Below are 26,918 nucleotides of genomic sequence, written 5' to 3' on the forward strand. Positions count from 1 at the left end.
ATCAGAACCATCCGTCGTTTTTCATCAGGGCAATCTGGGCGTTTACTTCATCCATAATAAAATCCAGTGCCCGCTCTTTGATCCGGAGCCGGTTCAGGCAGTCCTCATAAGCCGGTCGATCCAGCCTGCCGAGCTCCGAAAATCCCACTTTACGCAGTTGACAGGCACAATTGGCGACATAAAGCGTATCCGCGAGAAGGAGACGGGGTCCTTCACTCGTCTCCGGACGCTCCGCCTCTCCGAGCACCAGGCATAGTTCCTCGGGAAAGTTCCAGTCCTCCGCCAGCCTCTTCCCGATATCCTCGTGGCAGTAACCCAGGACATCGGCTTCCGCCGAATGCAGATCCCGTTCGTGCTCTTCCTTATCGGCCAGGATGGAAAGCAATTCCGCATGCAGAAACTGGTCTTCCACGATAATGCCGATGTCGTGGATCAGACCGGCCGTATACATATCTCCCCCGTTTTTCCGAAATTCCCGCCGATAGATGAGCTTTCCGCAGAGGGCCACTCCGATGGAATGTTCCCAAAGCACCCTCCGGGAATAGCCGTGGATTTCCACACCGTTCTTCTGGAAAAGCTCAAAAAATTTCTGGTTGAGCGTCAGCTCTTTAACGGCGTCGAACCCGATAAAGATAATGGCGTCCATAATGCTGTGAATTCCGCGGCGCATGCCGTAGAAGGCGGAATTGGCCCGGCGGAGCACGTTGGCAGCCAGGGGAGGATCGATTTCGATCAGGTTTTTCAGATCCATGACGCTGGATTCGGGATTATGGATGACTTCGATGATCTTGCTCAGGGTGGCTTTTATGGAAGCGATTTCCGAATGATTGACAAGCGAAAGCAGCTGATCGAGAGACTTGGACATAGAATTCAACAACTCCAACCGGGCTCACATGAGATAATTTTTTACCGACAAAGGAACCTAAACGAAAGCCGTCTTGTTTTCAAGAGAAATTATCCACATTGATCTTTATTATTCATGACTTCATGCTTTTTTTCTCATTATTGATCTTGATTGTTTCAACTTATTAACGATATATTGCAGCATTTTGATAATTGGCGACTTCTTTTCAACAACCCGGGAGGACAAAGGTGAAGGATATGGAAATGATCAAAAGAACTGTTCTGTCTGCTCTGCCGGCTCTTGGCATATTGCTGATTTTCGCGTTGTCCGCCAGGGCGGAAAATTACACGGTAACGGGTGATATGTCCTCCCGCATCCATTATGAACTTCAGCACTCGATCACGGTGGGGGATGACATCAAACAACTCATGCTGAGTTTTGTCCTTCCTCAGAATTTCCAGTCGTCCACCTACCGGCAGGTGGTCAGGAACGCCGATTTGGCCTTCGCGCCGGAACCTCAGGAAAAGAAGCGTCATAAGGACAGCAGGGGAAATGACATCATCGTCGCCACATGGAATTCCGCCCCACCGCTCATTACGGCCCGTCTGACTTTCCAGGCCACGAACAGCACCCGTCTGCAGAAACAGGAAACCCGGAGTCCCTTCCCTCTTCCCCCACCTCCCATCGAAATTGCTCCCTATCTGAAAGCAACCGCTCAGATTCAATCAGAATCTTCGGAAATCCGGAATCTGTCCCTGGAGTTGACCCGGAACGTGAAAACCGAATTCGATGCCGTGCAGCGAGTGATGTCCTGGGTGGTGGATCATGTGCGCTATGTCAATCCTCCCCCCCGGTACGATGCCCTGTTCACTCTGGAGTCCGGCAGGGGGAACTGCCAGAATTTTTCGCATCTCAGCGCCGCCCTCCTGCGAGCCGTCGGTATTCCCGTCCGGATCGTCAACGGCGTCACTCTGAATCAGCCCTTTGACATCGCCCTGCAGAAGGGGACGCTGACCTTCAAGATGGGACAGGGCCGCCATTCCTGGATCGAAATCTGGTTTCCCGATCAGGGCTGGATCCCCTATGATCCGCAGAACACCCAGCTCTTCGTTTCAAATCGTTTTGTCCGGATTGAGGTCGGTGTGGACAACAATGAAACAAAGAATGACGGCCTCCTTCGCTGGTTTCGGGGCCGGAACGCAACAGTCTCCCCGAAACTGCAGGAGACCATCGGCGCCTCCCTGAGCAGCGACTCGGTCGCCGTCAAGGGCAGCCGGCAATCCTACGGCCCCCGGAATCTCCTGCTTACTCCTGAAGTCCGGGCGGAATTCAAACCCGTCGAGATCAAGCCGTCCCCTCCTCCACCGGTCATCCCGGAAGAAAAGAAAAAGGAACTGCGGTATGACGTCCCCTTCCTTTTCGGCAATCTGGAATTTCCTGGGAATGTGGATTTCGCCTTTCCCCGGGAAACCATGGCAGCCGGTAAAAACGCCTTTGAAATGACCCGTAATTTTCTCGTGGAAACGGCAGAGTACGTCACGACTCAGGTGACCCAGTATGCCCAGGTTTTCGTCCTGAACAAACCGGTCAGGCTGGAGCGGGTGGGGCTGGCTCTGCACCGTTTCGGCGGTGACGGCTGGTTGTGGGTGGATATTCATGAAGACAAAGACGGGAAGCCGGGACGTCTTATTTCTGCCAGCGCCATCGTCAACGCAGAGGATCTTTCGTTGAACCCCGGATACCGCTGGGCGGATTTCAGCTTCAGCGTGAGTCAGCCGGTCCTCATGCCCGGCCGATACTGGATCGCCCTGGGGTTCACGGGAAGCCCCATCGTGAACTGGTTTTTCACTTATGGGAAGCCGGTGGGACCCGTCGACGGCACCCGCTATAAGGGCATCTTCCAGGAAGACTGGAGCGGCGCGCTGAATTACGAATTCAACTACCGCATCGGGGGATTGACTTCAAATCAGGAAACGTAAGCACGGAAATCGGGGAATTGCCGGATTTTCAGAGGGGAAGCGAAAGCTGCCGCCAGCGCGCAAGACAACGGCGGCAGTGAGGCATGGTGTTGGAGCGGGCCACACAGGCCTCCACATCGATAAAATAGCCGTGCTTTTCACACCACCGGTTTTCCCTGAGGGGGGTCTGTGGTTCCGGCTCGGTTTTGGATCGCTTCCTTCTTCTCTTCATTCTGAGGTCACCGTGCATGGTCATTCTCATTAAAGTTCGCCACTCTCACGTCAGGTTGCCTTCCATGAGGATAACCGGGCAATGATCTCGTTCAAAACGGACGAGGTGTTTATCTACATGATGCCTCACAAATTCGCAACCCATTGTGTTCTTCTGCCGGAAGAATTTTCTCCGAGCGAGGATACTTCCTTGACAGGATTTGCGTAACTGTTGTATCTCACGGCATTCTGAAGGGAGAGTAGGCATGATCGTCAGAAATCTCAACGACCCCGAGGTAATCGCAACCACGTACCGCGCCCACGGCGGCGGCATCGCCCGCATGGTCCTGACCAGCCAGTTTATGGAAGGCATCGAATTCCTTGCTTATGCTTTTCTGCCGCAGGGGAATACGCTGGAGGCACATATCGATCCTGTTGAAGAAATCTACTTCATCCTGCAGGGTGGCGGCCTCATGAGAGTCGGAGATGAGGAAAATGACGTCAAGGCGGGTGACGCTGTCTGGATTCCGGCGGGTGATCTCCACAGCCTGACTAACAATACCCAGGAACAGACCGTTGTATTGGTCATTGCCGCTTATCCGCGGTGAACATTGTGGCTGACATGGGCATCCGATCCCTGAAATTTTTCCTATGAAGTCGTTTTTACGCCCCGACATCAGCATCATCATCCCGGCGCATAACGAAGCAGCCAGCATCGGCGATATTGTCCGACGCGCCGGAAGCGTCATGGATTCCCTGAAATGTTTTTATGATATCAATGTGATCGACGACGGCTCCGAAGACCAGACCGCGGAAATCGCCGGAGCTGCCGGGGCCTCGGTTATCCGCCACCCTTACACGATAGGGAACGGCGCCGCCGTCAAAACGGGCATCCGCCACGCCCGGGGAAACATTCTGGTCATGCTCGACGGGGACGGCCAGCACTCCCCGGAAGACATCCCCCGCCTGCTGGAAATGATGAATACCTTCGATATGGCAGTGGGCGCCCGGAACCATCAGTCAGCTACTTACCTGCACCGCGATATCGCCAACGCCGTTTACAACCGGTTTGCCTCCTATATCTGCAAGCGGAAAATTGATGACCTGACCTCCGGTTTCCGCGCCATCAAAGCGATCATTGCCCGGGAATTCGTCTCAATGCTGCCCAACACCTTTTCCTATCCGACCACGCTGACCCTGGCCGTTGTCCGTTCCGGCTACAGCCTCACTTATGTCCCCATCGCCACTTCCCGGCGCATCGGAAAAAGCAAGATTCATCTTCTCCGGGACGGCGCCCGCTTCCTCCTGATTCTCCTGAAAATTTCCACCCTCTTCTCCCCCATGCGGGTCTTTCTGCCGGTTAGTTTTCTTATGTTTGCGGCAGGACTGGGATACGGTCTTTTCCGGATCTGCACCCTGAATGACAGCTATGGGCCCACCTCCGCCATGCTGATGACCATGTCCGTCGTCGTCTTTATGGTCGGCCTGGTCTCGGAGCAGGTGGCCCAGCTCCGGTACGAACGGACGAATCAGCAATACGCTGCATCATGGAATAAGGATACTGAAAAGGAAGAATAAAATGAGTATGCACGGTACGATCACCGACCTTATTGAAACCATCACCCACGAACTGGAGCCTCTGGCTTTGATCATTCGGGCAGACTACGACGAACCGGGCATCCGCTTCTTCACGCCGCCCAACTTTTCCCAGCAGGTGGCCTGCATGCGTCATCCGGCTGGTCATAAGATTGCGCCCCATATCCACAACTTCCTGTTCCGTCAGGTCATGTATACCCAGGAAGTCCTGATCATCCGCCGCGGCCGGGCAAAGGTAAATCTTTACTCTTCCAACCGGGACTTCGTCACATCCCGAATTCTGGAAAGCGGCGATCTCATCCTGCTGTGCGGCGGTGGACATTCCTTTGAAATGCTGGAGGAAACCTCGATGATCGAAGTCAAGCAGGGGCCCTATACCGGCGAGGGCGATAAGACTCGTTTTGATGACCAGGAGCCGGACGAGTGATTCCCGTCAACGAACCCCTGATCGGAGAACGGGAAGAGGACTATGTCCGGGAATGCCTCCGCAGCGGCTGGATTTCCTCATCCGGCCGTTTTATTGAAGACTTTGAAGAGAAATGGGCGGGCTATTGCGGCAGGAAATTCGGGATCGCCGTCAGCAGCGGTACGGCAGCCCTGCAGGTGGCTTTGGGCTGCATCGGCCTGGAACCGGGGGATCGGGTCATTCTCCCGACCTTCACCATTATATCCTGCGCGCTGGCTGTCATTTATAACGGCGGCGTTCCTGTCCTGGCGGATTGCGACCCGCGAACCTGGTGCCTGTCTCCCGAAGGGGTAAAAGATGCCATCCAACGGGAAGTCCAAAAGGGGCATGGCAAGGAGTTGAAGGCTGTTATGCCCGTTCACATTTACGGCCACCCTGTGGATATGGACTCTCTTCTGGAACTGGCGGACGCTTATTCCCTCACAGTCATTGAAGACGCGGCTGAAGCCCACGGCGCGGAGTATCTTACGGGTCGTTCCGGAAGCAATCCGTCATGGAAGCGATGCGGCGGACTGGGAGACCTGGGGGTGTTCAGCTTTTACGCCAACAAGGCGATTACGACCGGGGAAGGCGGCATGGTGGTTACCGACGACGCGATGTTCGCCGAAAAGGCCCGCAGCCTGCGCAATCTCTGCTTTCGCCCGGAACAGCGATTTCTGCATACCGAAGCAGGTCATAACTTCCGCATGACCAACATCCAGGCAGCCATCGGGCTGGCCCAACTGGAGCGGATCGAGGCCATCCTGGAGAAAAAAAGGGCTATTGGAAAAGCTTACAAGGAACGCCTGAGAGATCTGCCCGGCATGCAGCTGCCCGCGGAAGAAGCCTGGGCAAGATCGATTTACTGGATGTTCGGCATCGTGCTGGAGGAAATTACCGGCATGAACGCCGCCCAACTGGCAGAGCGGTTGCGGGACCAGGGCATTGATACCCGGCCGTTTTTTCTCGGAATGCACGAACAGCCCGTTTTTCAATCAATGGGACTTTTCCGGAATGAAACCTATCCAGTGGCGGAAAGGCTGTCCCGTCAGGGACTTTATCTCCCCTCAGGACTGACGTTGACGGAATCACAGATTGACGAGGTTGCAGAGGCGGTAAAGAATGCCTTGTGTTGAAAGCTAATCTGATCCACGCGGGGAAGAAAACCGGCACCAGAAATAATCTTTCGAAATTCTTGTTTAATTTTTATGGTTGATACACCTTTTCAGAAACAATACGCAGAAGCCTATGATTTCCTGTATCAGGACAAGGATTATGCGGTGGAATGCGATCTCATCGAGGATATCTTCAGAAAATTTGCCACCGCCCAGGTACGAACCATCCTCGATCTCGGCTGTGGTACGGGCAACCACACCATCCCGCTGGCCTATCGGGGATATCAGGTAACGGGCGTCGATCTGGCGGAAGATATGCTGAATCAGGCCAGGTCAAAAGCGGTTTCCCTTTCGAAAGAACAAATTGTTTTTCATCAAGGGGATCTGCGCCGGTTTTCCATCCTGTATGATTTTGACGCGGTGCTGATGATGTTCGCAGTTCTGGGTTATCAAACGACCAATGAAGACGTTCTGGCCGCCCTGAACACCGTCAGCCGTCACCTGAAACCCGGTGGGCTGTTTATCTTTGATGTCTGGTATGGCCCTGCCGTTCTGAAGCAGAGACCGGGAGAGAAGGAGAAAACAATCCGGACGGCGGAAGGTGATATCATCCGGAATGCATCTGGCACCCTGGATGTTTTCCGGCATCTGTGTGAAGTCCGTTATCACCTGAAATATTTGAAAGGTCATAAAATTATTAAGGATACAGAAGAAATACATAATATGCGTTATTTCTTCCCTCAGGAACTGGCCTTTTTCATGCACCAGGCGGAATTGGAGCTAATCCACATCAGCGACGTCGGGGATTTATCCCGTCCGCCGACGGAAGAGACCTGGAATGTGATTGTGGCTGGCAGGAAAATTATAAATGCCCGCTGATAAAGAATTCGTAAAAACATGAGTAAAATTATTATTGAGGCAGGTCACACAGAGAAAAACTACTGGACCGATCTCTGGCGTTATCGGGAGCTTTTTCTGGTTCTGGCATGGCGGGATGTCGCTGTGCGCTATAAACAAACTGCTATTGGAATTCTCTGGGCAATCCTTCGCCCTTTGCTGACGATGATCGTTTTCACCATCATTTTTGGCCGAATTGCCAAACTTCCCAGCGATGGAAGCTCACCTTACGCCGTGATGGTCCTTGCCGCCATGCTCCCCTGGTCTCTTTTCTCAAATTCTCTGATGGATTCATCTAATAGCCTGATTGGCAACGCGAATCTGATCAGCAAAGTTTATTTTCCAAGAATGATTATTCCCGCAGCAACCGTCGTAACCGCTTTCATAGATTTTCTTATCAGCTTTGTCATCCTGATAGGAATCATGGTCTACTATCAATTTGCACCAGGTTGGCATATGCTGTTGCTGCCGATTTTCACAATCCTGGCCTTGCTCGCCAGTTTAGGACCCGGCCTCTGGATTACGGCACTGAATGTGAAGTATCGCGATTTCCGCTACGTCATCCCGTTTGTGGTCCAGTTGGGACTTTATGTTTCCCCGGTAGGATTCAGCAGTAAAGTCGTCCCTGAAAAATGGCGACTGATTTACAGCCTCAACCCTATGGTGGGAGTCATAGACGGTTTCCGCTGGTGTATCCTGGGAGGCGCCAGTCCTGTATATATGCCCGGTTTCCTGCTCAGCGTCGTGATTACAGTCTTTTTCCTCTGGCTTGGTGTGTCCCGATTCCGCAAGACGGAAAAGTCCTTTGCAGATCTGATTTAGGAAAAGGGAATCATGTCTGATATCGTCATCAAAGCTGAAAACCTTGGTAAAAAATATATCATCGGCCACCAGGCAGAAAACGGCCGATATCAGGCTTTGCGTGACGTACTGATGCATAATGCGCAGACTCTCTGGAACAAAACGAAAGACCTTGCCAAGGGCAATCCTCTCATTCATGGCGATACGCTGGAAGAGGTATGGGCTCTCAAAGATGTCAGTTTTGAAATCCGCCGAGGTGAAGCAGTGGGCATCATTGGCCGTAACGGTGCCGGAAAAAGTACGCTGTTGAAGATTTTAAGCCGCATTACGGATCCTTCAGCCGGACGGGTAACCATAGATGGCCGGGTTGCCAGCCTGCTGGAAGTGGGGACGGGCTTTCATCCGGAACTTAGCGGCCGTGAAAATATATATCTGAATGGCACCATCTTGGGCATGTCCCGGAAAGAAATAAATCAGAAATTCGATGAGATAGTGGACTTTGCTGGGATTGAGAAATACTTGGATACACCGGTCAAGCGGTACTCCAGCGGGATGTATGTACGCTTGGCGTTTGCCGTCGCAGCTCATCTTGAACCAGAAATCCTGGTGGTGGATGAGGTGCTGGCGGTTGGTGATGCTGAATTTCAGAAAAAGTGTTTGGGAAAAATGGGAGATGTGACAAAAGAAGGACGAACCGTGCTGTTTGTAAGCCATAATATGGTTGCATTGTCTGCACTCTGTTTTCGTTCGATTAATTTAGACTCTGGAAAAATCATCTATAACGGGCATGTTGACACTGGTGTTCTTATATATATGAATGGATTGTCAAATATTGATAATCCAATATCTTACAAAACTAGATCAGCCACAGGCACTGGAGAAATGAAAATTATAAATTCATTTTTATTAAGAAATGGCAAACCAACATTATCAAACGTAGCTTGCGGCGACAAAGTGGATATTTGCATTGAGTTTGAATGTTGCACAGAAAAACCCCGATTCCACTTTGCACTTGATATATACAATTCCAAAGGAAACCGCATTGCTTATTGTAATTCTCTTTATACTATGGGTGTAAGTTGGGTTCAGTTGCCCAAGATATTTCTGGCTAAATGTTCTTTTCCAAAGTTACCATTCTTCCCAGATGAATACAGAGTTGATATATCTATTCATTGTAATGATGAGCGAGCGGACTATCTGCAAGGTGCGCTGTCTTTAAAAGTTTATGAAGGAGATTTTTATGGTAGCGGGAAAATACCACCTATCAGTGGTGCCTCACCCATCATGCTACTCGAACACAAATGGACAATCGACAATTAAAAAGCAAAGCATTGCGATTAAAAAAATTTGGCTCACGTTTAGAGTTTCTTGAAATTAGGAATTACGATGAGAGTCGCTTTTTTTATCCATTACGCTGAACTTTACGGCGCTAACAGATCGCTGCTTAACCTGATTGATGGCCTGAAGTCGTTTGGAGTCGAAGCATTCGTTGTTGCTCCGCACGAAGGAGACATGACGATTGCCCTACGCAGGCGTACAGTACCGATTTTAAGAGTACCCTTCCAGTGGTGGTCAACTGAATACACAACAACAAAAAAAGATTTTGCGAGAAAAATTTTAAAGTATTTTTCATGGCGTAGAGGTGCCATTTCCAGACTGGAAACAAATCTACGCATCACACCGCAGGTAATTAAACAAATAAAAGATTGGAATATTGATATCCTGTATACAAACTCTTCCGTCATTCCCATAGGAGCCATAGTGGGAATGTGGATGATGAAGCCACATGTATGGCACCTCAGGGAATTCGGAACATTGGATTACAGCCTAACCCTTGATTGGCATATGCCGTTATTCAAATTTTTCTTGCAAAAAGCGGATGCTCAAATATGCGTGTCACAGGCCATACGCTCCTTTTACAGAAATGCTTTAACTGCTGAGAAAAGCTACGTGGTATACAATGGAGTAGCAACAAAAGAGCAGATTGAAAAAATATATGAGGCGGAAGGTCGTTCTAATGACACTAAAGGATATTTTGTTTTTGCAATAATCGGCTTAATTCATAAGAATAAGGCACAAGATACTGCCATTCGCGCATTAGCCCTTCTTAAAGATTCTTTCCCAATGGCACGTCTCATCATTGCCGGTGGTGATGATAGACAAGGTCTCGATATTAAGAAACTTCAAAAACTTGCGGCATCCCTCGGAGTCAAGGATCAGGTAACATTTCTAGGTTATGTCACAGATCCTTATGAAGTCTATTGCCAAGCAGACGCAGTTTTGATGTGTTCGAAACATGAAGCGATGGGAAGGGTTACAGTTGAAGCAATGACGGCCGGCAAGCCGGTCATTGGGTTAGACTCCGGGGGCACACCTGAAATTATCAAACATGAAGAAAATGGTCTTCTTTATAAAGGAGGGGCTGAAAAACTTGCTTATTGCATGCGCCGGTTTGTTGAAAATCCAATGTTGGCCCGTCACCTGGGAGAAAAAGGCTGGCGTATGGCGAAAGAGAAGTATTCCATTGAAGCATATGCGGGAAGCATTTATGAAATACTCTCGTCCATAATGAAGGGCAGTAAAAAATGACGGAATCGTTGAGAGCTAAAAAGGTTTTTCGAAAAGGGGCAGTATGCTAAGCATCATAACCCCAGTGTTCAACGGGATACGCTTCATCGAGTTCTGTATTGCGAATGTCATTGAACAGAGGTGTCCTGACTTGGAACACCTCATCATCGATGGCGGCTCCACCGACGGGACCGTTGAAATCATCAAATCCCACGCGGGACGCCACAATCACATCAGATGGCTGTCAGAGAAGGACGAGGGACAGTCCGACGCCATGAACAAGGGCATTCAAATGGCCAAAGGCGATATCGTGGGGTTCCTTAATGTGGACGATTATTACTCTCCGAGGGCTTTACTCGAGGCGGTTAATTTTATGAAACCCCTCCCCGAACCTTCACTGTTGGTTGGAAACTGTAACGTTTGGGACAATAACGGCAAACTTTGGTTCATCAGCAGACCAGCCAAAATTGGTCTCAATAATTTATTGCTTGGGAGGTTCATGGAAGCATTTCCCATGAACCCTTCTGCATATTTTTTCCACAAATCTTTACATGACCGAATTGGCCAATATGAGATAGATGAACATTATGGGATGGATGTGCATTTTATCTTTAAGGCAGTACAGCAGGCCTCTGTCACCTATGTGGATAGAACTTGGGGTAACTATAGATATCTTGAGGGAACTAAAACTTACAAGGATGACAAGAGTGGTGGCAATGCAGCTAGAGTAAAAGGAATTACTGAATACTATAGGAGAAAGCAAAAGACATATTATCAAATATATCTGACCATTCTCGATACTTATTTAAAAACCACAAAATTTTTTAACAACCTTCTGATCCCACGAAAGCAATAGATGGGCTATTCCTCTTTCATATCGATTATAATCCCAACCTACAACCGGGCACAGATGCTGCCGTTGACTCTGGACAGTTTTCTTGCCCAAGATTACCCGAGTGACCGTTATGAAATCATCGTGGTGGACAACAATTCAACTGATGAAACACCGGAGATCGCAGCGCGATATGTCGACAACTCGACTGTATCTGTTAAATACTACTTTGAACAGCGTCAGGGCGTTCACTATGCGCGGAACAGCGCAGCAAAACAGGCCAGAGGTGACATCTTATACTTTACTGACGATGATATGATTGCTGATCGAGCACTGTTGAGTGAATTGGTCAGGGTATTCGACCTGTTTCCTGAAGTCGGTTGTGCCACCGGTCTCATTCTTCCTCTGTTCGAAAAAGAACCGCCGGTCTGGGTTACTCGTTATCTGTGGAATCACTATCTCAGCTTAACGGAAAAGGATAGGCCGGAGGAATTGATCGTCTCAAGAAATGATCTGGTGTACAGTTGTCACCAGGCTATTCGCCGGGCCGTCTTCTTCCAGACAGGCGGATTTAATCCTGAAAATACGGCCGGTACCTGGATCGGTGATGGGGAAACAGGCTTAAATATTAAAATAAAAAGCTTAGGCTATAAATTTGCGTACAGCTCCAAATCAGTTATTTATCACATGATTCCTCAAAACAGGACAACCCTCAAATACCTGATCAAAAGGATTGGAAACCAAGGATTTTGTGATTCTTATACTGATTACAGGAAACATAAAGATAGATCTAAAATTATTCCATCAATGCTCAGAAGGAATACAATCGATCTTGTAAAAATTTTATGTGTCACACTTGTAAAAATAGCCATGGGTAACCTTTCATGGCATTTTATACCTGCCAAAATCATGTATTTTCACAAAAGAAATGTTTATGATTTGAAATTATATAAAAATGAGCGTTTTAGGAAAGCAGCAGACCTTGATGATTGGATCAATAGAAATTTCTCCTGCATCCAGTAAATCGATTTACCATTCATAAATGATCAGGGGAGAGCAAAACTATTGAGAACCAAAATTGGCATATACCTTAGTTCTGAACCGGAATCAGGGGGGATGTTTCAGTATGGTCTTTCAATATTGGATGCCGCGGCTTCCTTGCCGAGAGACCGCTACCAAACAACTGTTGCTTTCATTTCAGAACGTTGGAATGAGCATCTTAAATTCCGGAACCTTGAGCATTTTCAGATATCGCCAAACTTCTTATGGCGTATCTTTAAAGGAAAGGGGTGGCTTCTTTTAAATCTTCCGATTTCCTTTTGGCGATGGATCTTAATAAATCTCAATCCTTTTTTTTACAAACGCCTGATTCAAGAAGGTTGTGATTTATGGCTATTCCCTTCACAAGATACATGGACTTACTTGCTTCGATTAAATTCTTTGGGGGTTGTTCATGACCTGATGCATCGATATGAGAAAAAATTTTCAGAGGTTGCTGCTCCGTTTGAATATCGCCGCAGGGAAAGGCACTATCGGGCAATGTGTGAATATTCCAAAGGTATCCTTGTCGACTCCAATTATGGGAAAAGACAGGTTTTGGAATCTTATGATGCTAAGCCAGATTTTATCCATGTTCTTCCTTACGTCCCCCCCGAATATATAAATATAAAAAATGCTCCTATAGACTTCGACTCAAGATATAACCTCCCTCGCAAATTTCTTTTTTACCCGGCTCAGTTCTGGGAACATAAAAACCATCACAATTTACTTGCCGCTTTAGCCCATTTAAAACGCGAGTTAAGAGATATCCATGTCGTATTGGTTGGATCAAAAAAAAATGCCTATAAAAAAACGCTGGGATATATTAATTCGATGAATCTTTCCGATCATGTGATCATCCTTGGTTATGTTCCAAATGAAGACATGGCCGAATTTTATCGCCGGGCACGTGCACTCGTTTTTCCGTCATTTTTCGGGCCAACCAATATTCCCCCGTTAGAAGCATGCGCCGCGGGTTGCCCTCTTGCCGTTTCAAATATCTACGGAATGCCGGAACAATTAGGAGACGCTGCCCTGTTTTTCAATCCGCATTCGGTTGAAGAAATCCATTTGGCCATGAAAAGATTATGGATTGACGACGCTTTATGCAGGCAGCTAAGCATGAACGGAAAAAAATGGGCAAAAGCATGGAATCAAAACTCATTCAACAGGCAATTCCAAGTCATTATTGAGGAAGTATTGAAGAACCCTAATACATGAAACTAGATTCTCTCTTCTTCAGCATTATCACCGCTTCGCTTAATTGCGTCGATACGATTCGGGAAACGATAGATTCTGTTGCAGAGCAGACATTCCCTTATGTAGAGCATATCGTCATTGATGGGGGATCAACGGACGGCACGGTGGATGTAATTCAGGATGCTACTCTGCACAATCAAAGTCATAAAATCTATTGCTTTTCCGAAAGTGATGAAGGCATCGCTGATGCTCTAAACAAAGGATTATACAAGGCAAAGGGAAAATATATTCTTGTACTGCAGGCAGACGACAGGCTTATCGACCATGACATTCTTAAAAAGGTCTATGCTGTAATTGGCGATGAAACTTACGACATCGTCAGTTTCCCGGTTTTGAAAATGAACAGTAACGGGAAAAGAATTCCTTTCAATCCCATAAAGTTACCTTGGTGGTATCATTTTAAAACCGTATTTCCGCATCAGGGAGCGTTTGTTCACAGCAGGCTATTTGAACAAACAGGAAGCTTTAAAAAAGAATTGACGATTGCTCTGGATTACGATTTCTTTTATCGGGCGCTGGATTCGACAGGTTGTTCTGTACTGATTCAGTCAATGCCAGTTGCTGTCTCAGGTTGTGATGGTATCAGCAGTAATCCAAACTATCTTAAGAAAAGACTCCTGGAAGAATGTCTGATCCAGGAAACGAACGAGAAAAAGCTCAGATGGAAAATAATGCAGAGGATATTCAGAAGAATATATGTCCCCTACAAACTGTTCTCAACCGGTTTAAAGGTACACTTCCTTTTAAAATAAAATTTTTATGATTCTCAGCCCTATGCCCACAGGTAACGGCGCCTTTGTCCTGCACAAAATAATCGAAGCAGGCATTAAAGGGTACCGCGTTCTCCCTTACTCGCCATACCGGGAGTTTTTCCCCGCCAGTCTCCCCTTTTTATTATGTGGTCAAAAGCCTTCTCTGATTCACACCACAGCGGATTATGGGATATGCTTTCACCGTCGGGGAATTCCACTGGTGCTCACCCTTCACGGATTCTTCCTCGATAGTATGATTCAGCGTTACAGCACTTTCATCCAGCGCATTCACTATAAAACAGATCTGCGGTGGTTTACCCTTGCATCATTAAAAACAGCCGATGTTGTCACCAGTGTCAGTCGTTTCATAGCGGAGACCGCTCAGCAGGAACTTGGACTTTCCCGAAAAATTAGGGTAATTTACAATGGAATTGACACAACCGCCTTTTTTTCTTCCAAAAATAAAACAAACGGTAAGTTCCTACGAGTGCTTTATGCGGGCAATTTGAGAAGGCGGAAAGGCGCTTTCCTTATTCCGGTAATTGCCCAGCATCTGAACCCTGGCATAACCATCGAGTATACACGCGGTTTAAGAGTAATATCCTCTCTTCCTTCGGCTCCCAATCTTATTGACATTGGCAATATCCCGAAAAAAGACATGCCTGAACTTTACCGGCAATACGATTTGTTCCTGTTCCCTTCAGTCCGGGAAGGATTTGGTCTGGTGATTGCCGAAGCAATGGCCTGCGGATTGCCGGTTGTCGCAACAAACGCTTCAGCAATCCCGGAGCTGGTCATTCACGGCAAAGGGGGCTTCTTGTGTGAGATTGGCAATGCCACTGATTTCGCTGAAAAGATAAATTTACTCGCCGAAGCGCCGGATTTGCGGCGGGAAATGGGAGAATTCAACCGCGCCAGAGTAGAAAAATATTTCACTCAGGAGCGCATGATTCGGGAATATTCCGAATTATTTGAAAAAACACTTGACCATGCCGTTGAAGATTAGGGTAGAGATTTTATAAGCACAGCGGCAGGAGTTCTGAAACCTTGATGCAAAGAGCAGCCGGGACATTGAGATATCTTTATAAAATCGTGGAAATCTGCACATGCGGATGTTTCGATGCCATAACCTTCTCGATCATTTCCCGATAACGCTCCGCGATAATATCCCAATCGTACCTTTCCGACACAAAAACCCGACCTGCACGTCCCAGTTCTGAACGGACATCGGCTTGATCTAATAGATAGATAATCTTTGCCGCCAGTGCGGCTTCATCCTGCTGGGGAACAATGAGACCGGTTTTCCCGTCGAGGATGATATCCCGGATGGCCGGCAGATCCGTCGCCACAACCCCGCACCGGCAACCCAATGCCTCCACCTGAACCAGTCCGAACCCTTCCTGATCTCCATCAGCGGCAGTGATCGATGGGAAAACGACAATTTCCGATGATTGATAAAGCTCCGGCAATCTGCTGTTTTCAATCGCCCCCAGGAATGACACATTGGCACGCAGATTTAAGCGCCCTGTTTCCTCCATAAGAGCTTTCTCTTCGGGTCCGCTACCGGCAATCAACAGACGGACCTCTGGATGGACCCGCAGGATCGTAGGCATAGCGCGAATCAGATAGATCAATCCCTTCTTTTCCACCAGGCGCCCGACAAACAGCAACTGTCCCGATCTCCTGACTGTTGTATTCGGGGGTGGCACAAAAACCTTTTTCAGATCCACTCCCATGGGAATGACATCGGTCATGATATTACGACTCCCCAGTCGTAGCGTCTCTTCCCTCATCGCCCGGCTTACGACCGTCAGGCCATCTATTCTTGAAAGAACAAAACGCTTCAGGTTTCGAACCAGTTTTCCTTTTAATGCAAACAGATCCCCACCATGAGACGTACACAGAATCGGGAGGCGTGTCCCGGAAAAAATCAAGGCAAGAACCGCAACAAGCCCCTGCGGAATGAGCCAGTGGGCGTGCACAATGTCGTAACGCCCGGATTTGAGGAGATGAATCAGCGCGGCCAGTTCCCCCAAAAGAAAAAAAGGCACCAAGAAAAAACGCCACGGATATTGCTTCAGATTGGCAAGGATGCCGCCGTCATAAGCCAGCTTTTCTCCATCCTCCCAGAAATATCGGAACCGGAATACCCGTATGCCGTCCATGTCCTCAATATCTTTGGTACCTAGTGCATGGGGGGCAAGAACATGGACGGTAAAATTACGGGTCATCCGCCGGGACAACTCAAAGACAAAGGGAGGTTCTCGATCACCATGCCAGCGGGGAAAGGTGGAGGTCACGATAAGAAGAGTGGGACGAATACTTTGCATTAACTTCCAGTTATGGAAATATTCCCATTATTATCAAGAGCATAGGTTTTTGTGCCATTGGGATGTTTAAAAGCCGCGTTGCATGTAACAGTTCCCGTTGCCGCCACATAGATAAAGGAACCTGAGAAAGGAGTGGTTCCATGATAGCCGGATGGAAGAGGATTTGGGTAACTGAACGTCTTGTCTACAGAAGTTTGGTTAATATCAACAAGACAGGAGGAATAAAAATTTTTGGCATCTGAGTTAGCTTGAATATTATAGCCACGGATGCGATACGCTTGTAACTGAGGAAGAGCGATTGCAGCCAGGATCCCAATGATCGCGATCACGATCATCAATTCTATTAGTGTAAACCCCTTGTTGCCCTTTCTGGTCAACTTCATTTCACACCTCTCTTCTAAGATCTTTTGTTAAACATGGAATTAAACGGATAGTCAAAATTAGTTATTACTCCACCCTTGTTACTCAATCTTATAAACTGCATATCCATTAGCCTCATACAGCAAAAAAGTATCATTATTAAATGATCTCGCAAATTTACTGATCTGCAATTCTGAAAAATTATTCATAAGATATTGCTCGAATAAATCCATACGTATCATTAAATGTGAATAGTTCTGTCTTTTAAAATATCCTTTTAATGAATTACCATCAACTGATGCCTTGACCATTTCATCAATTACCGACATACCAAAATTACGGTCATGAATGTAAGGACGATCAAGGTAATATCCCCTTCTGCCCATAAAAATGAAGCGAACACAGGAATCATCGGACAAATTATCATTAACATATTTGATTGACTGATAGTTTCCCAAATGACGGGATAAATACTGATCTCTTGTCTCATGATTCAATATATAGGGCATCGGATCAACTGATTTGAAATAATTTTTCAGGTAGATTGCATTCATTGCGAGACATAGTATCAGAACAGAATAAACAGTAATCTTCGATATATGCTGAAGAGGGAAAGACCTGTTCCACTCGAGGCTCAGAAGATTCCTCATACCATACACACACATTATCACCAGGAAAGGCACCACAGGTAGAATGTAACGGGTCCTTATTGCCTCAGTAAAAAAAGCTACAATGATAAAAAATCCTGCAAAGATCGAAAATAAAACAGCCTCTTTACGAAACTGTTGATTTATAAACGAAAAAAGTAAAAATACAATAAGAATTGGATTCAGAACTCCGTCGAAATATTGAGGTGAATTATCTCTACCCTGAAAAAAAATTCTTAGTGGTATCAGAACTGTTTCCCAGAAACCTTCTCCATAGTTGAGGAATCTTGTTTGAAAGAGGCCATGAGTTGCATTGTCCCGGATGGAATTTAGGATTTGTCCCTTAAAATCTGAAGCATTATCATAGGCTCTAAATAATCCATCAAAAAGCGGATATATTGGATTCCCTGTCGTAACATAATTCATCATATACCACGGCAAAGCGAAGAGCAGGCTGATCGCACAAAATATTATCCCATATTTTAATGCCTTCCACTGCCTTCCTGTATCTCTGGCATAGATAAACGCAACAATCATAGTCAGGAAGAAAAAGGCAATCAGCGCATTATACTTGGAACCCAAGGCAAGCCCCATACAAAGGGAAGAACAATAAAACCATTTACCTCCTTTAAATTGAGTTTCTCGCCATTTTATAAATGCCAATAGACTACCGGTGAGGAAAAAAGTCATTCCAAGATCAATATAAGCCGTTGTTGTAAGACGGATGATAATTGGCGTACTGATAAAAATCAGCCCTCCCAGCAATCCCCAGAGTTCGCCGATTTTCACCCGCAAATGTAAATAGATAAGTAAGCCTGTGCAACAGCCGAATAGTAAATGAATATAACTGGGAATAATATCATTATGGAAATAAAGCGGAATGCTATAAAGCAGTTCAATGTTCATTGGATAGTAAGAGAATTCCGCCCATGGAATATGTAAAAATTTACCCTGCATTAGCCATAGCTTCGGAAGAGCGAGATGATGAATCAAAGCATCCCGTGCGGTTGGTGGCACAGAACTCAATAAAATCAAAAAAATTAAAAAACATACGATGGCAGTGAATAGTAGAATTTTAATAATTCTATTTTTTGATATTTCAGAACTATCTAAAAAATTAAATTTATCATTCATTTCATCTTGATAAATACTAATAATTACGGAATTTTAAATCCCTTGCCCCAATCGAAAGGACCTTCTATCTGGTTCTTATCAATCAGCTTACGGATTTACACCAAGTCCCCATGTTTAATCGACACCATTTAACCACGCTGTGTTCGTTATGATAACCGAAGTTAGATCACGACATAACTGCACTAGCAAACTCAAGCTGGCACACTAAAAAAGGGGCAAGGAAAAGTCTTCCATGCCCCTTCGAAAAAATAAATATCGGTTTATTATTATGGGGTAATAGTGCCTTGGCTATCTACCTGATATGTAGTATCACTTGCACTATGTTTGGCGGTTATAGCGAGACCGTCCATATCACCAGCAGCCGTTGTGGTTACATCTGCGCTTGCCTTGAATCCGTAATTCGCCAAATCAGTAATTGATGAAATTGTAACAGATGGGTGATCGCTGAAATAAGCCTGGGCAGCCGTATAGGCATTCTTGGCATCTGCTTTCGCTGCGGTATTGTAGCCTCTTGTCCTGTACTGCTGAAACTGCGGGATGGCGATGGCCGCCAGGATGCCGATGATCGCGATGACGATCATGAGTTCGATCAATGTGAAACCTTTCTGGCCTCTTTTCTTATTCAACTTTCTCAACATGAATCCAATCTCCTTTTCTTTTTAAAATGATTTTTTATTTATATTGCTGAACAGCTTATTTATATCATCTGTCTTTCGTACCCTGGCACCACCCCCCTGATCCTGTTCAATGGTTCATCAAATATTATTAAAACAAATCTAATCAATACGGCTTGCCTTAAGAGCAATAAAAATGCCACGATTACAATTTTATCCTGAATTTAAGATAAAATATTTATTAACAGACAATAATTACAGATAGTTATATTTCACGAAAAATTAATTAAACCTTCTCAACTCTTTTTCCAATTCTCCATTAAATCCGTCAAAAACAAAAAAGACCGGTGATTTTCACCGGTCTTTGGGGATTTTCCTCACACTTCCCCTGATTCTTCCCTTTCAGAGGCCCAGTCCCCATTCTTTATCTTCGAACTTGTCATAGGTATTCAGATCCGGGGTATAGATGATCACCCGGTTATCTTCCTTCATATGGAAGGCCGTTGTGGCTGACAGGATGGAATACCAGATCCCCAGAACGTCACCCTGCGGGTCAAGCAGGACAAAACCGTGAAGACTCTGCCCTACCATCGACGTTCTCGCCTTCATGCCGGTAACGAGTTCCTTCAGGCGGTCGGGGGTCATCTCGACTCTTTTCCACAGCGTGGATTCCAGCATATAGCGCTTGTCCAGCCCCAGAAGGGCGTTGGGATGGACATCGGAACCACTCATGTAATAGTTCATGCCCGGGTTTACCTGATAACGTTCAAAAGCTTCCGTCGCGCCCCGATCCGGAGAAAACCGGCCGAAGTTTCTGTAAGATAGCGTCACGCAGCCTTGCAGAACGATAAAAAGACCCACCAGGGCAACACTCCAGATGATCATCGCGAATCGTTTCATCTCATTGACCTCCTTCTTCGACAACTCTCTAAACGAGCGGCTCAATATCCAGTTTCCGTGGAAGGCGCGCATTGGCAGCGGACAGGGAATCCTCCGAGGCATAAACGGCAACGCCCTCTTCCTTCTTCATCCTTCCGAAATACTCGATCGCGGCTTCCTGCAGGCTGCCCGTTGACGCATCCAGAATGGCCTCCCGGAATCTCCGGCGATCGTCGTCGGTTATACCGGCCAGTTCACGCATCATGGCCACCGTTCCCCGACTGGACGGATCCAGGGGTCTGTCCAGTCCGCCTATTGTGCCGATAATCGCTTTTTCCATTTCTTCCGGCGCCAGTTTTCTCTCGGTAATGAAGGCCATGGCCTCCTGATAAATCTCCAGGGTCTCCACGATGCGGGGATCCCGATAAGACAGGAAGGAAAACAGACCGCCTGCGGGATCGAACAGGCACATCCCCCCATAAGCGCCCCCCTGAACCCGGATGTGCTTGTAAAGATAGCCATTGGACAGGTGACGAGCCAGTACAAGCAGGACTGGTGTAAGGGGATGCTTGAAGTTCGGAGCAGTCATGACCCGGGCGACGTAAGACACCTGCGCGGGGATCGTGATGCCGGCATAAACCGACTTTTTCCCACGGAGGTTTCCGGGTTGCTCCTTGACGCCTGTTGTCAGGCGATTGACGAGGGGTTTGATGTGTTCGCTCAGCATAGAAAGCCCTTCCTCATCCCCCGTCAGATTGATCAGCAATCTGTCGCGACAGAAAACCAGGGACCGGAGACAGGCCAGCTTTTCCTGGAGTTCCGAGGGCTTCTCGTGAAATTCTTCCGCCATGCGGCTGACAAAACGAAGCTGCGTGCGGCCGTGCCATTGTTCATCACGCCAGGCTGGCAGGGAAAGGCCCGCTCCCGCCGCCATCCGGGCGAAGGCATGGCCGGATGGCACAACGGCGGCATGGAGGCCATTCTTCTTCTCCGCAAGCAGATCGCGCATCCGGGTTTCATGACTGAGATCACCATCCGTCAGCAGATCCCTCATTATACCGATCGCGTCCGGTACATTCCGGTGAAGAGCGCAAACACCGAAAATCATCCGCTGCCAGGAGCCCCGGCCGTCGGCCGTCATCCCGGTGCTCAGGGAACAGCCGACGCCACCGGTCTTCAGCGTGATCCGCTTGGCCATCTCCTCATAGGAAAAACCAGCCGCCCCCATGTTGTTCGTGATCTTGCCCAGCAGGGGCAGATAAGGCTGAAGCTCCTCGGGGATCGCGGAAATGTCGAAGGCCAGTTCTGCATAGGCGATCCCGTTGGTGAAGAGATCGTGAAGCAGGGCGGGGACGCCTTCAAGGGAACTTTTTTCTGTGGGGATTGTTTCAATGCCCCGCTCCAGATCGGCCACCTTGAGCTTGGGCAGGGAAGCCGCCGCCTCCGGAGTGTCCGGCTCGCTCTGGAACTCACGGAGACTCCGCGCGTTGTCCCCAATTTCTTCCAGCTTCCGATCGGACAGGCCGGCTTTCATGACGGCCATTTTTTCCCGGAATTCAGCCTCCTGCTCCTCGGCAACCGTCCGGCTGGGCTCCAGAACAGCCAGCACGCAGTGAGGATTATCGAGCAGCCAGGTATGCGCCAGGCGTTCAAAGAGATCCGGCTGGGCCGCCCATTTTTTGCGGATGTTTTCAATAATCCTGGGGAAGTTCAGCCCGGAAAGGGGATCGCCATCATAGAGCCAGGTGTGGTAAGCCCGCCCCATCAGTACGATCCCGTAAGGATAGGAACTGCGGACGATTTCCTTGCCCTGGAATTCGATCTGATGCAGAACGCCTTCAATCAGTTCCCGATCAAACCCTTCCTTCACCGTTTCCTTCAGCGTGTTCAGGATGCAGGCTTCAACGGCCTCTGCCTTCACCGGATCGCTTCCCCGCAGGCCCACGGCAAACATCAGCTGTCGCAAATCCCTTTCAATACCCGTGACGGGAGAAAGATCCTCCCCCAGCCCGGAATCGATGAGCGCCTTGCGCAGCGGCGCGGCCGCGCTGCCGATCAGAATCCCCGACAGGACTTCCAGGAGGATGGCCGTTTCGTCATCGGTATTTTCCGTCAGCATCCAGGCCATATTGATGGAGGTTTTGCCGGCCAGTGGCTCTTCCCTCCCGATGGGGTAAACTTGATGGACGCGCGATGGAGCGGTCCAGCGGGGCTGGCTGCTCACCTCAGAATTCACCGGAGTCCGGTCAAACCCGGCCAGCATCTCTTCCAGGAAGGCAAGATGCTCCGCCGTCGGAATATTCCCGTAGAGGAAAAAGCGGGCATTGGACGGCGAATAATAGAGGCGGTGAAAGGCTTTGAACTCTTCGTAGGTCAGGGCTGGAATATTTTCGGGATTCCCCCCGGAGTCGAAGGCATACGTCGTATCCGGATAGAGGCTTTCCTGGAGCTCTTTGAACATGAGCGTTTCAGGCGAAGAATAGGCCCCTTTCATTTCGTTGTACACGATGCCGGAGATGGTCAACTCACTGTTGATGTCCTCGGGATCGACAAACTCCAGATGATGGCCTTCCTGATAAAAAGTCTCCTTCAGCAGGCGGGGATGAAGAACCAGATCGGTGTAAACGCGGGCGAGATTGAAAAAGTCGGCCTTGACCTGGCTGGCCACGGGATAGATGGTCTTGTCCGGATAGGTGAAGGCATTGATGAAGGTTTGCAGGGTTCCCCGGACCAGTTCGTTGAAGGCATCCTTGAGCGGATACTTTTCCGAACCAGCCAGGACGGAATGTTCCAGAATATGAGGCACGCCGGTGGAATTGTTCGGCGGCGTGCGGAAACCGATGGAGAAAAGATTTTCCCTGTCCGTGCTGTGCAGATGGAGCACTTTTGCCCCGGTTTTTTCATGCTCGATCTCGTAAGCCGTCACCCGAAGATCGCTGATCTGCTCAACCCTCAGCACTCGAAAACCATGAAGCCTGTCCCCGGCTTTCAGAGTCGTCTCCGGACATTTTTCTGTCTCATGCATCGTCGCTGTATCCTCTGTTCTGTATTTTTTCTGAAATTTGCCTTGGTTAAATCTTTTTGAACCGACCGTCAAGGAAAAACACAGAAGGGAGAATGGCTGGAAAATCGTCAAAAGATTCGGGAAAGCCCGATCGGCGATAAACGTGCCTCCCCGCCTTTTCTATTCTGCTTCTGACGGATCTAAGACATGAAGTAAAAACCAAGCTGCTGCGAAGTCCAATGGTCCTGGTTCCTGAATTCGCCTCCTACCAGCTGACCGTTGACCCATTTCACCTCGACGGTCTGATTGATGTTTGTCTTCTTCGCATCATCAAGGGAAAAGGAAAGCTTTAAAAGATAGCCGGGCTTGAAATCAAACTTCACTCGGGTTTTGAACCTGACCCCGGTCTTCGAGATATCCAGAATCTCGATCCTGCCGGCGTAGTCTTCCCTGGGTTGCTGCTGGATGAAGACCCCGTTGAGGTGGACTTCTTTTCTGTACGATTTCCTGAATTCACAAGCCACATCAAACTCGGCATCACATTTTACGCATTTGTAACGGATAAAAGGAGCGCGATCGCTGAGCCGGCTTACGTCTATCCCTGACGTATGGCTGCATTTTTCGCATGTGATCCACGCCATGCCTTTTTCATTGACCAGAACTTTCTGCATTTCCTCTACCGCCCCTCCCTGAAAGATAAAAGAAATTCCTGTCGCATTTCTGTTGTCGCTCAGCCCGTTTAAAGAAGCCAATGTCGCACAATATAAGGTCTTCGCCGGCAATCATTGAAAACAGATCGTTTTAACATGATCCTCAATTGCAAAAGACGCACGGCTAATGTCACAAGCTACTTTATTATTTAAGATTTATTCTTTCGGGTTTGATTGTGCAGAGGTTCCGGAAAAGCGGCTTCTCCTCAATATCAAATCTTATATCTTACGCAGGACATTGAGTTTATAATTTTTCGATAAATCGATCGCCACGGACCAGTTTTTTTCCATCCGGTTTGCGCGAACGACTTTACCAATCAAGTCGATGCGTCCCCGATTTCCCAAATTCACTGTAATACTGATAAAATCCCCAACATCGTAAGATTTTTCTGAAAGAACGCACAAACCGCCAAGCGAGAAATCCACAAGGCGCACCGGCACCCCATCAAAATGAACTTCAACCTGCAAAGCATCTCTCTCCTCATCACTGAGAGTGTAACGCTGATAGAATCTTCTTTCTTTCATGAATCCCCTGTTGAAGACAACTATGTGATATGACGGATATCAAGCTTCCACAACGAACAACGAACGCGAACACGAGAAAAAAAGGATGTCATCGTCCCTTGTGCACAAGCACCGCAACAGCAGGCCCAATCACACGCAATAACGGATATCCGCATTTAAAGAACGGATTGGATGGAGTGAAATGTCTTAATTCCGATTGAGATAAAACGGAATGCGTAAATTAAAACAGAGTTTCATGATGGGTCAATACCTGAAAATCTGTATTATCATCTAAGGAATTGGCGTAAAGTCACGAACGCGACAAGCGAAATCCATCACCCTTTTCCGGTGAAAATAAATGAATTATATCACTTTGTTTCTCTTGAATATAACGACGGGTCAAAATAAAATAACAACAGTAATTGAATAACCGTAAGTTGATTTCGAGTTCATTTTTCTTATTGAGGTGAAGAAATGAGAACAACGGGAGAGATTGTCAACACGATAATTCTCTATTGGAACAGTATTCCTGACTGGACGCTGTATTTGACGGCAATCATCGTCGGCATGCTTATCGTCAAACGTTATCTCCAGCTGTAAACGGGCATTCGTATCTTTTCAAATTCCAGAACAGCTCCCGGCAGGTCACTCTGTCTCACAGGAAGGAATTCACATTGTCATACTGTCTTCTTTATAGCCGCACTTTTATTGCCGGCCAATCACAACCTGTCTTTGAGATATCTGCCTGAATACGGGCTTTTGATTTCTATTAAAAATATCCCTCTACGCGGAAATTGAAAACCCGCTCTGGCGAAAGACAGGGAATTTCGTCTTGAACACCCGCTCATGATCCATTAGAATAGTCGAAAATTATTCGTTAATTTAGAAGCAGCGGAAGCCCGGAAGAAAAGGTTGGACTGGCAGACGATGTGTTGAAGACCATAAATGAAAGGAGACAAGCAATGGCAAAGAAATTTCTGGTGGCATTGGATAAATCGAGCAACTCCTTGAGAGCGGTAAAATTCGTAGCTGACAACATAAACTGTGCCGCACAGATCACACTGATGAGCATCGTTCCGGATATCGCGGCGGCTTGCGAGCTGCGCGATCCTTCGGAAGTGCACCCCCTGCTGAAGGAGAACATCAAGGATCTGTGCGTTATCGAGGAAGCAAAAACAGCGGCCATGGAAGGCTTCCTGGATGAGGCAAAAAAAGCCCTTGTCAACGCAGGATTTCCATCCGAAAACATCACCGTTTGCCTTCGCAGACAGCAGACTGACGTCGCGGGTGATATTCTCATGGAGGCAGGGGAAGGAGGATATGACACCATCGTTGCAGGGAGACGGGGCGTCTCGGGAGTCAAACAGTTCATGTTCGGCAGCGTTTCCAGTAAGATAATCAATCACGCGGAAAATGTGTCAGTCATCGTTGTCGACTGACAGGAAAGAATTTTCACTTAAGAAGCCATAGTGGGGAAAAAACCGGGAAAGAGTTCGACTTCCCGGTTTTTTCGCTCTGTGGCTCCTTTTTCAGAAGACATGTCTTAAAATGACGGCCGGAATTTCCGATTCCGGAAACCCTACGTCTTGATAGTCGAGACCAGATTCACGAAACGGTCCCATGGTGTGGCGATCCAGGTCTCCGTTGTCGCGTGACCGAATGAGCGGACGATCAGGGCGACCTTTGTCGCTGAATCCGCATCGGGAGCCTCAAAGAAATCGATGTAGTCGACTCCCCCGAGAACCGCGTAATTGGCAATCCACTTCACCTCGGGGCACTCTTTTTTAATGCGGCTTTCAACCTGCTCATTGAGTTCGGTCAACGACTGCGGTCTGGCTACGGCCTCAGGCGACAACCTCGTCAACATGACATACGTACCCATGGTTTCCTCCTTTCATTGACTGCGCCATTTTTAAAATCAGACCGGAAATATCTTCAACATAAGGGAGCGCCCATCAGACCATTCCGATCTTGCCCCTTATTTCCTTGAATCTTTTACCGATCTCCTCCGTGTCGGCCACCAGTTCCAGAAATCCAGCCTGTTCGTCGTAAATATCATGAGGAATGGCCTGCTTCACCTCCGGTTCCAGAATATGATAGACGGGGAGTCTCAACGAGACCCCTGCCAGTGGACCGGCAAAACTCGGATCGCCGAACGTGACCGTTTCCGCCGTAACCTGAGCCACCTCCGCATCGGCTGCCCCGATGACCACCACCAGATCGCTGGTTCCCAGATCATCCACCAGTTTTTTGATCGTGGCCTGCATCTCCATGTCCACTGCACCCGCCGAAGTTCAGACGAAACATTCCGTTGCAACCATCACCACTTCTGCTCCGGCTGCCCTCATGCACGCCGCGATGGCGGGACCGGGAACCCCATCCCTGTCCCCGAAGACGATCACTCTTTTTCCCTTGAACAT

The 26,918-nt window shown here is 47.9% G+C and carries 28 protein-coding genes; 16 read left to right on the forward strand and 12 right to left on the reverse strand.

Going from position 1 to position 26,918, the window contains the following annotated elements; translation table 11 throughout:
- Position 1: 1 nt before the first annotated feature.
- A complete protein-coding gene (locus SYN_RS10750; RefSeq protein ID WP_041585013.1) occupies positions 2–865 on the reverse strand; it encodes an HDOD domain-containing protein in 864 nt (287 codons plus the stop codon).
- A 242-nt stretch (positions 866–1,107) separates the two neighbouring features.
- On the opposite strand from SYN_RS10750, the gene SYN_RS10755 reads away from it, so the two are divergent.
- Complete coding sequence (locus tag SYN_RS10755) at positions 1,108–2,823, forward strand: transglutaminase-like domain-containing protein (protein WP_158302969.1); 1,716 nt, start codon at positions 1,108–1,110, stop codon at positions 2,821–2,823.
- 28 nt (positions 2,824–2,851) lie between these two features.
- Here the strand turns inward: SYN_RS10755 and SYN_RS10760 are convergent, their stop codons facing one another.
- The gene (locus tag SYN_RS10760) at positions 2,852–3,034 is read right to left on the reverse strand and encodes a hypothetical protein (RefSeq protein WP_148202562.1); all 183 of its coding nucleotides are present in this window, start codon (positions 3,032–3,034) and stop codon (positions 2,852–2,854) included.
- A gap of 244 nt (positions 3,035–3,278) precedes the next feature.
- Between SYN_RS10760 and SYN_RS10765 the strand changes: the two genes are divergently transcribed.
- The 13 genes from SYN_RS10765 (at position 3,279) to SYN_RS10825 (ending at position 15,322) form a co-directional block, all read left to right on the forward strand.
- The gene (locus SYN_RS10765; protein WP_041585016.1) at positions 3,279–3,620 is read left to right on the forward strand and encodes a cupin domain-containing protein; all 342 of its coding nucleotides are present in this window, start codon (positions 3,279–3,281) and stop codon (positions 3,618–3,620) included.
- 43 nt (positions 3,621–3,663) lie between these two features.
- A complete protein-coding gene (locus SYN_RS10770) occupies positions 3,664–4,590 on the forward strand; it encodes a glycosyltransferase family 2 protein (RefSeq protein ID WP_011418162.1) in 927 nt (308 codons plus the stop codon).
- A 7-nt stretch (positions 4,591–4,597) separates the two neighbouring features.
- Entirely contained in the window at positions 4,598–5,035 is a 438-nt protein-coding gene (locus SYN_RS10775) for a hypothetical protein (protein ID WP_193329364.1), read from the forward strand.
- On the forward strand, positions 5,032–6,189 hold the full coding sequence (locus SYN_RS10780; protein ID WP_011418164.1) for a DegT/DnrJ/EryC1/StrS family aminotransferase: 1,158 nt from the start codon (positions 5,032–5,034) through the stop codon (positions 6,187–6,189). Before SYN_RS10775 ends, SYN_RS10780 begins: the two co-directional genes overlap by 4 nt.
- Positions 6,190–6,261: 72 nt before the next feature.
- A complete protein-coding gene (locus tag SYN_RS10785) occupies positions 6,262–7,047 on the forward strand; it encodes a class I SAM-dependent DNA methyltransferase (RefSeq protein ID WP_011418165.1) in 786 nt (261 codons plus the stop codon).
- Positions 7,048–7,065: 18 nt separating this feature from the next.
- Entirely contained in the window at positions 7,066–7,887 is an 822-nt protein-coding gene (locus tag SYN_RS10790) for an ABC transporter permease (protein WP_011418166.1), read from the forward strand.
- A gap of 12 nt (positions 7,888–7,899) precedes the next feature.
- A complete protein-coding gene (locus tag SYN_RS10795; RefSeq protein WP_011418167.1) occupies positions 7,900–9,186 on the forward strand; it encodes an ABC transporter ATP-binding protein in 1,287 nt (428 codons plus the stop codon).
- Between the two features lie 66 nt (positions 9,187–9,252).
- Positions 9,253–10,455, forward strand: coding sequence for a glycosyltransferase family 4 protein (locus tag SYN_RS10800; protein ID WP_041585018.1), 1,203 nt, complete (start codon positions 9,253–9,255; stop codon positions 10,453–10,455).
- A 43-nt stretch (positions 10,456–10,498) separates the two neighbouring features.
- Positions 10,499–11,290, forward strand: a complete 792-nt coding sequence (locus tag SYN_RS10805; RefSeq protein ID WP_011418169.1) for a glycosyltransferase family 2 protein — start codon at positions 10,499–10,501, stop codon at positions 11,288–11,290.
- Positions 11,291–12,289 (forward strand): glycosyltransferase, encoded by a 999-nt coding sequence (locus SYN_RS10810; protein ID WP_011418170.1) that lies wholly within the window; start codon positions 11,291–11,293, stop codon positions 12,287–12,289.
- A gap of 42 nt (positions 12,290–12,331) precedes the next feature.
- On the forward strand, positions 12,332–13,525 hold the full coding sequence (locus tag SYN_RS10815) for a glycosyltransferase family 4 protein (RefSeq protein WP_011418171.1): 1,194 nt from the start codon (positions 12,332–12,334) through the stop codon (positions 13,523–13,525).
- Positions 13,522–14,316 carry a glycosyltransferase family 2 protein gene (locus SYN_RS15385; RefSeq protein ID WP_011418172.1) on the forward strand — a complete coding sequence of 265 codons (795 nt, stop codon included), beginning with the start codon at positions 13,522–13,524 and terminating at the stop codon, positions 14,314–14,316. The genes SYN_RS10815 and SYN_RS15385 overlap by 4 nt, the downstream gene beginning before the upstream one ends.
- Positions 14,317–14,338: 22 nt before the next feature.
- A complete protein-coding gene (locus tag SYN_RS10825; RefSeq protein WP_202943557.1) occupies positions 14,339–15,322 on the forward strand; it encodes a glycosyltransferase family 4 protein in 984 nt (327 codons plus the stop codon).
- A gap of 76 nt (positions 15,323–15,398) precedes the next feature.
- Here SYN_RS10825 and SYN_RS10830 read toward each other — a convergent pair whose 3' ends face one another.
- The 8 genes from SYN_RS10830 to SYN_RS10865 form a co-directional block, all read right to left on the reverse strand.
- Entirely contained in the window at positions 15,399–16,646 is a 1,248-nt protein-coding gene (locus SYN_RS10830) for a glycosyltransferase (protein ID WP_011418174.1), read from the reverse strand.
- Positions 16,646–17,029, reverse strand: a complete 384-nt coding sequence (locus tag SYN_RS16930; protein ID WP_011418175.1) for a prepilin-type N-terminal cleavage/methylation domain-containing protein — start codon at positions 17,027–17,029, stop codon at positions 16,646–16,648. The genes SYN_RS10830 and SYN_RS16930 overlap by 1 nt, the downstream gene beginning before the upstream one ends.
- A gap of 78 nt (positions 17,030–17,107) precedes the next feature.
- Positions 17,108–18,787, reverse strand: a complete 1,680-nt coding sequence (locus SYN_RS10840) for an ArnT family glycosyltransferase (RefSeq protein WP_011418176.1) — start codon at positions 18,785–18,787, stop codon at positions 17,108–17,110.
- A 266-nt stretch (positions 18,788–19,053) separates the two neighbouring features.
- Positions 19,054–19,425: a type IV pilin protein gene (locus SYN_RS16935; RefSeq protein ID WP_011418177.1), complete on the reverse strand. Its 372-nt coding sequence runs from the start codon at positions 19,423–19,425 to the stop codon at positions 19,054–19,056.
- Positions 19,426–19,803: 378 nt separating this feature from the next.
- Entirely contained in the window at positions 19,804–20,301 is a 498-nt protein-coding gene (locus SYN_RS10850) for a hypothetical protein (RefSeq protein ID WP_041585019.1), read from the reverse strand.
- Between the two features lie 28 nt (positions 20,302–20,329).
- Positions 20,330–23,305 (reverse strand): insulinase family protein, encoded by a 2,976-nt coding sequence (locus SYN_RS10855; protein ID WP_148202563.1) that lies wholly within the window; start codon positions 23,303–23,305, stop codon positions 20,330–20,332.
- A 179-nt stretch (positions 23,306–23,484) separates the two neighbouring features.
- Positions 23,485–23,955, reverse strand: coding sequence for a PilZ domain-containing protein (locus SYN_RS10860; RefSeq protein ID WP_148202564.1), 471 nt, complete (start codon positions 23,953–23,955; stop codon positions 23,485–23,487).
- Positions 23,956–24,213: 258 nt separating this feature from the next.
- The gene (locus SYN_RS10865) at positions 24,214–24,519 is read right to left on the reverse strand and encodes a PilZ domain-containing protein (RefSeq protein ID WP_011418182.1); all 306 of its coding nucleotides are present in this window, start codon (positions 24,517–24,519) and stop codon (positions 24,214–24,216) included.
- A 453-nt stretch (positions 24,520–24,972) separates the two neighbouring features.
- On the opposite strand from SYN_RS10865, the gene SYN_RS16825 reads away from it, so the two are divergent.
- Both SYN_RS16825 and SYN_RS10870 read left to right on the forward strand, forming a co-directional pair.
- Complete coding sequence (locus SYN_RS16825) at positions 24,973–25,098, forward strand: hypothetical protein (RefSeq protein ID WP_258165133.1); 126 nt, start codon at positions 24,973–24,975, stop codon at positions 25,096–25,098.
- A 362-nt stretch (positions 25,099–25,460) separates the two neighbouring features.
- Complete coding sequence (locus SYN_RS10870) at positions 25,461–25,937, forward strand: universal stress protein (protein ID WP_041585021.1); 477 nt, start codon at positions 25,461–25,463, stop codon at positions 25,935–25,937.
- A gap of 140 nt (positions 25,938–26,077) precedes the next feature.
- Here the strand turns inward: SYN_RS10870 and SYN_RS10875 are convergent, their stop codons facing one another.
- Complete coding sequence (locus tag SYN_RS10875) at positions 26,078–26,380, reverse strand: GYD domain-containing protein (protein ID WP_011418184.1); 303 nt, start codon at positions 26,378–26,380, stop codon at positions 26,078–26,080.
- A 73-nt stretch (positions 26,381–26,453) separates the two neighbouring features.
- Positions 26,454–26,918 carry a glycine/sarcosine/betaine reductase complex selenoprotein A gene (gene grdA, locus SYN_RS10880; RefSeq protein ID WP_083756530.1) on the reverse strand — a complete coding sequence of 155 codons (465 nt, stop codon included), beginning with the start codon at positions 26,916–26,918 and terminating at the stop codon, positions 26,454–26,456.

This window comes from Syntrophus aciditrophicus SB, from assembly GCF_000013405.1.
Classification (GTDB): Bacteria; Desulfobacterota; Syntrophia; order Syntrophales; family Syntrophaceae; genus Syntrophus; species Syntrophus aciditrophicus.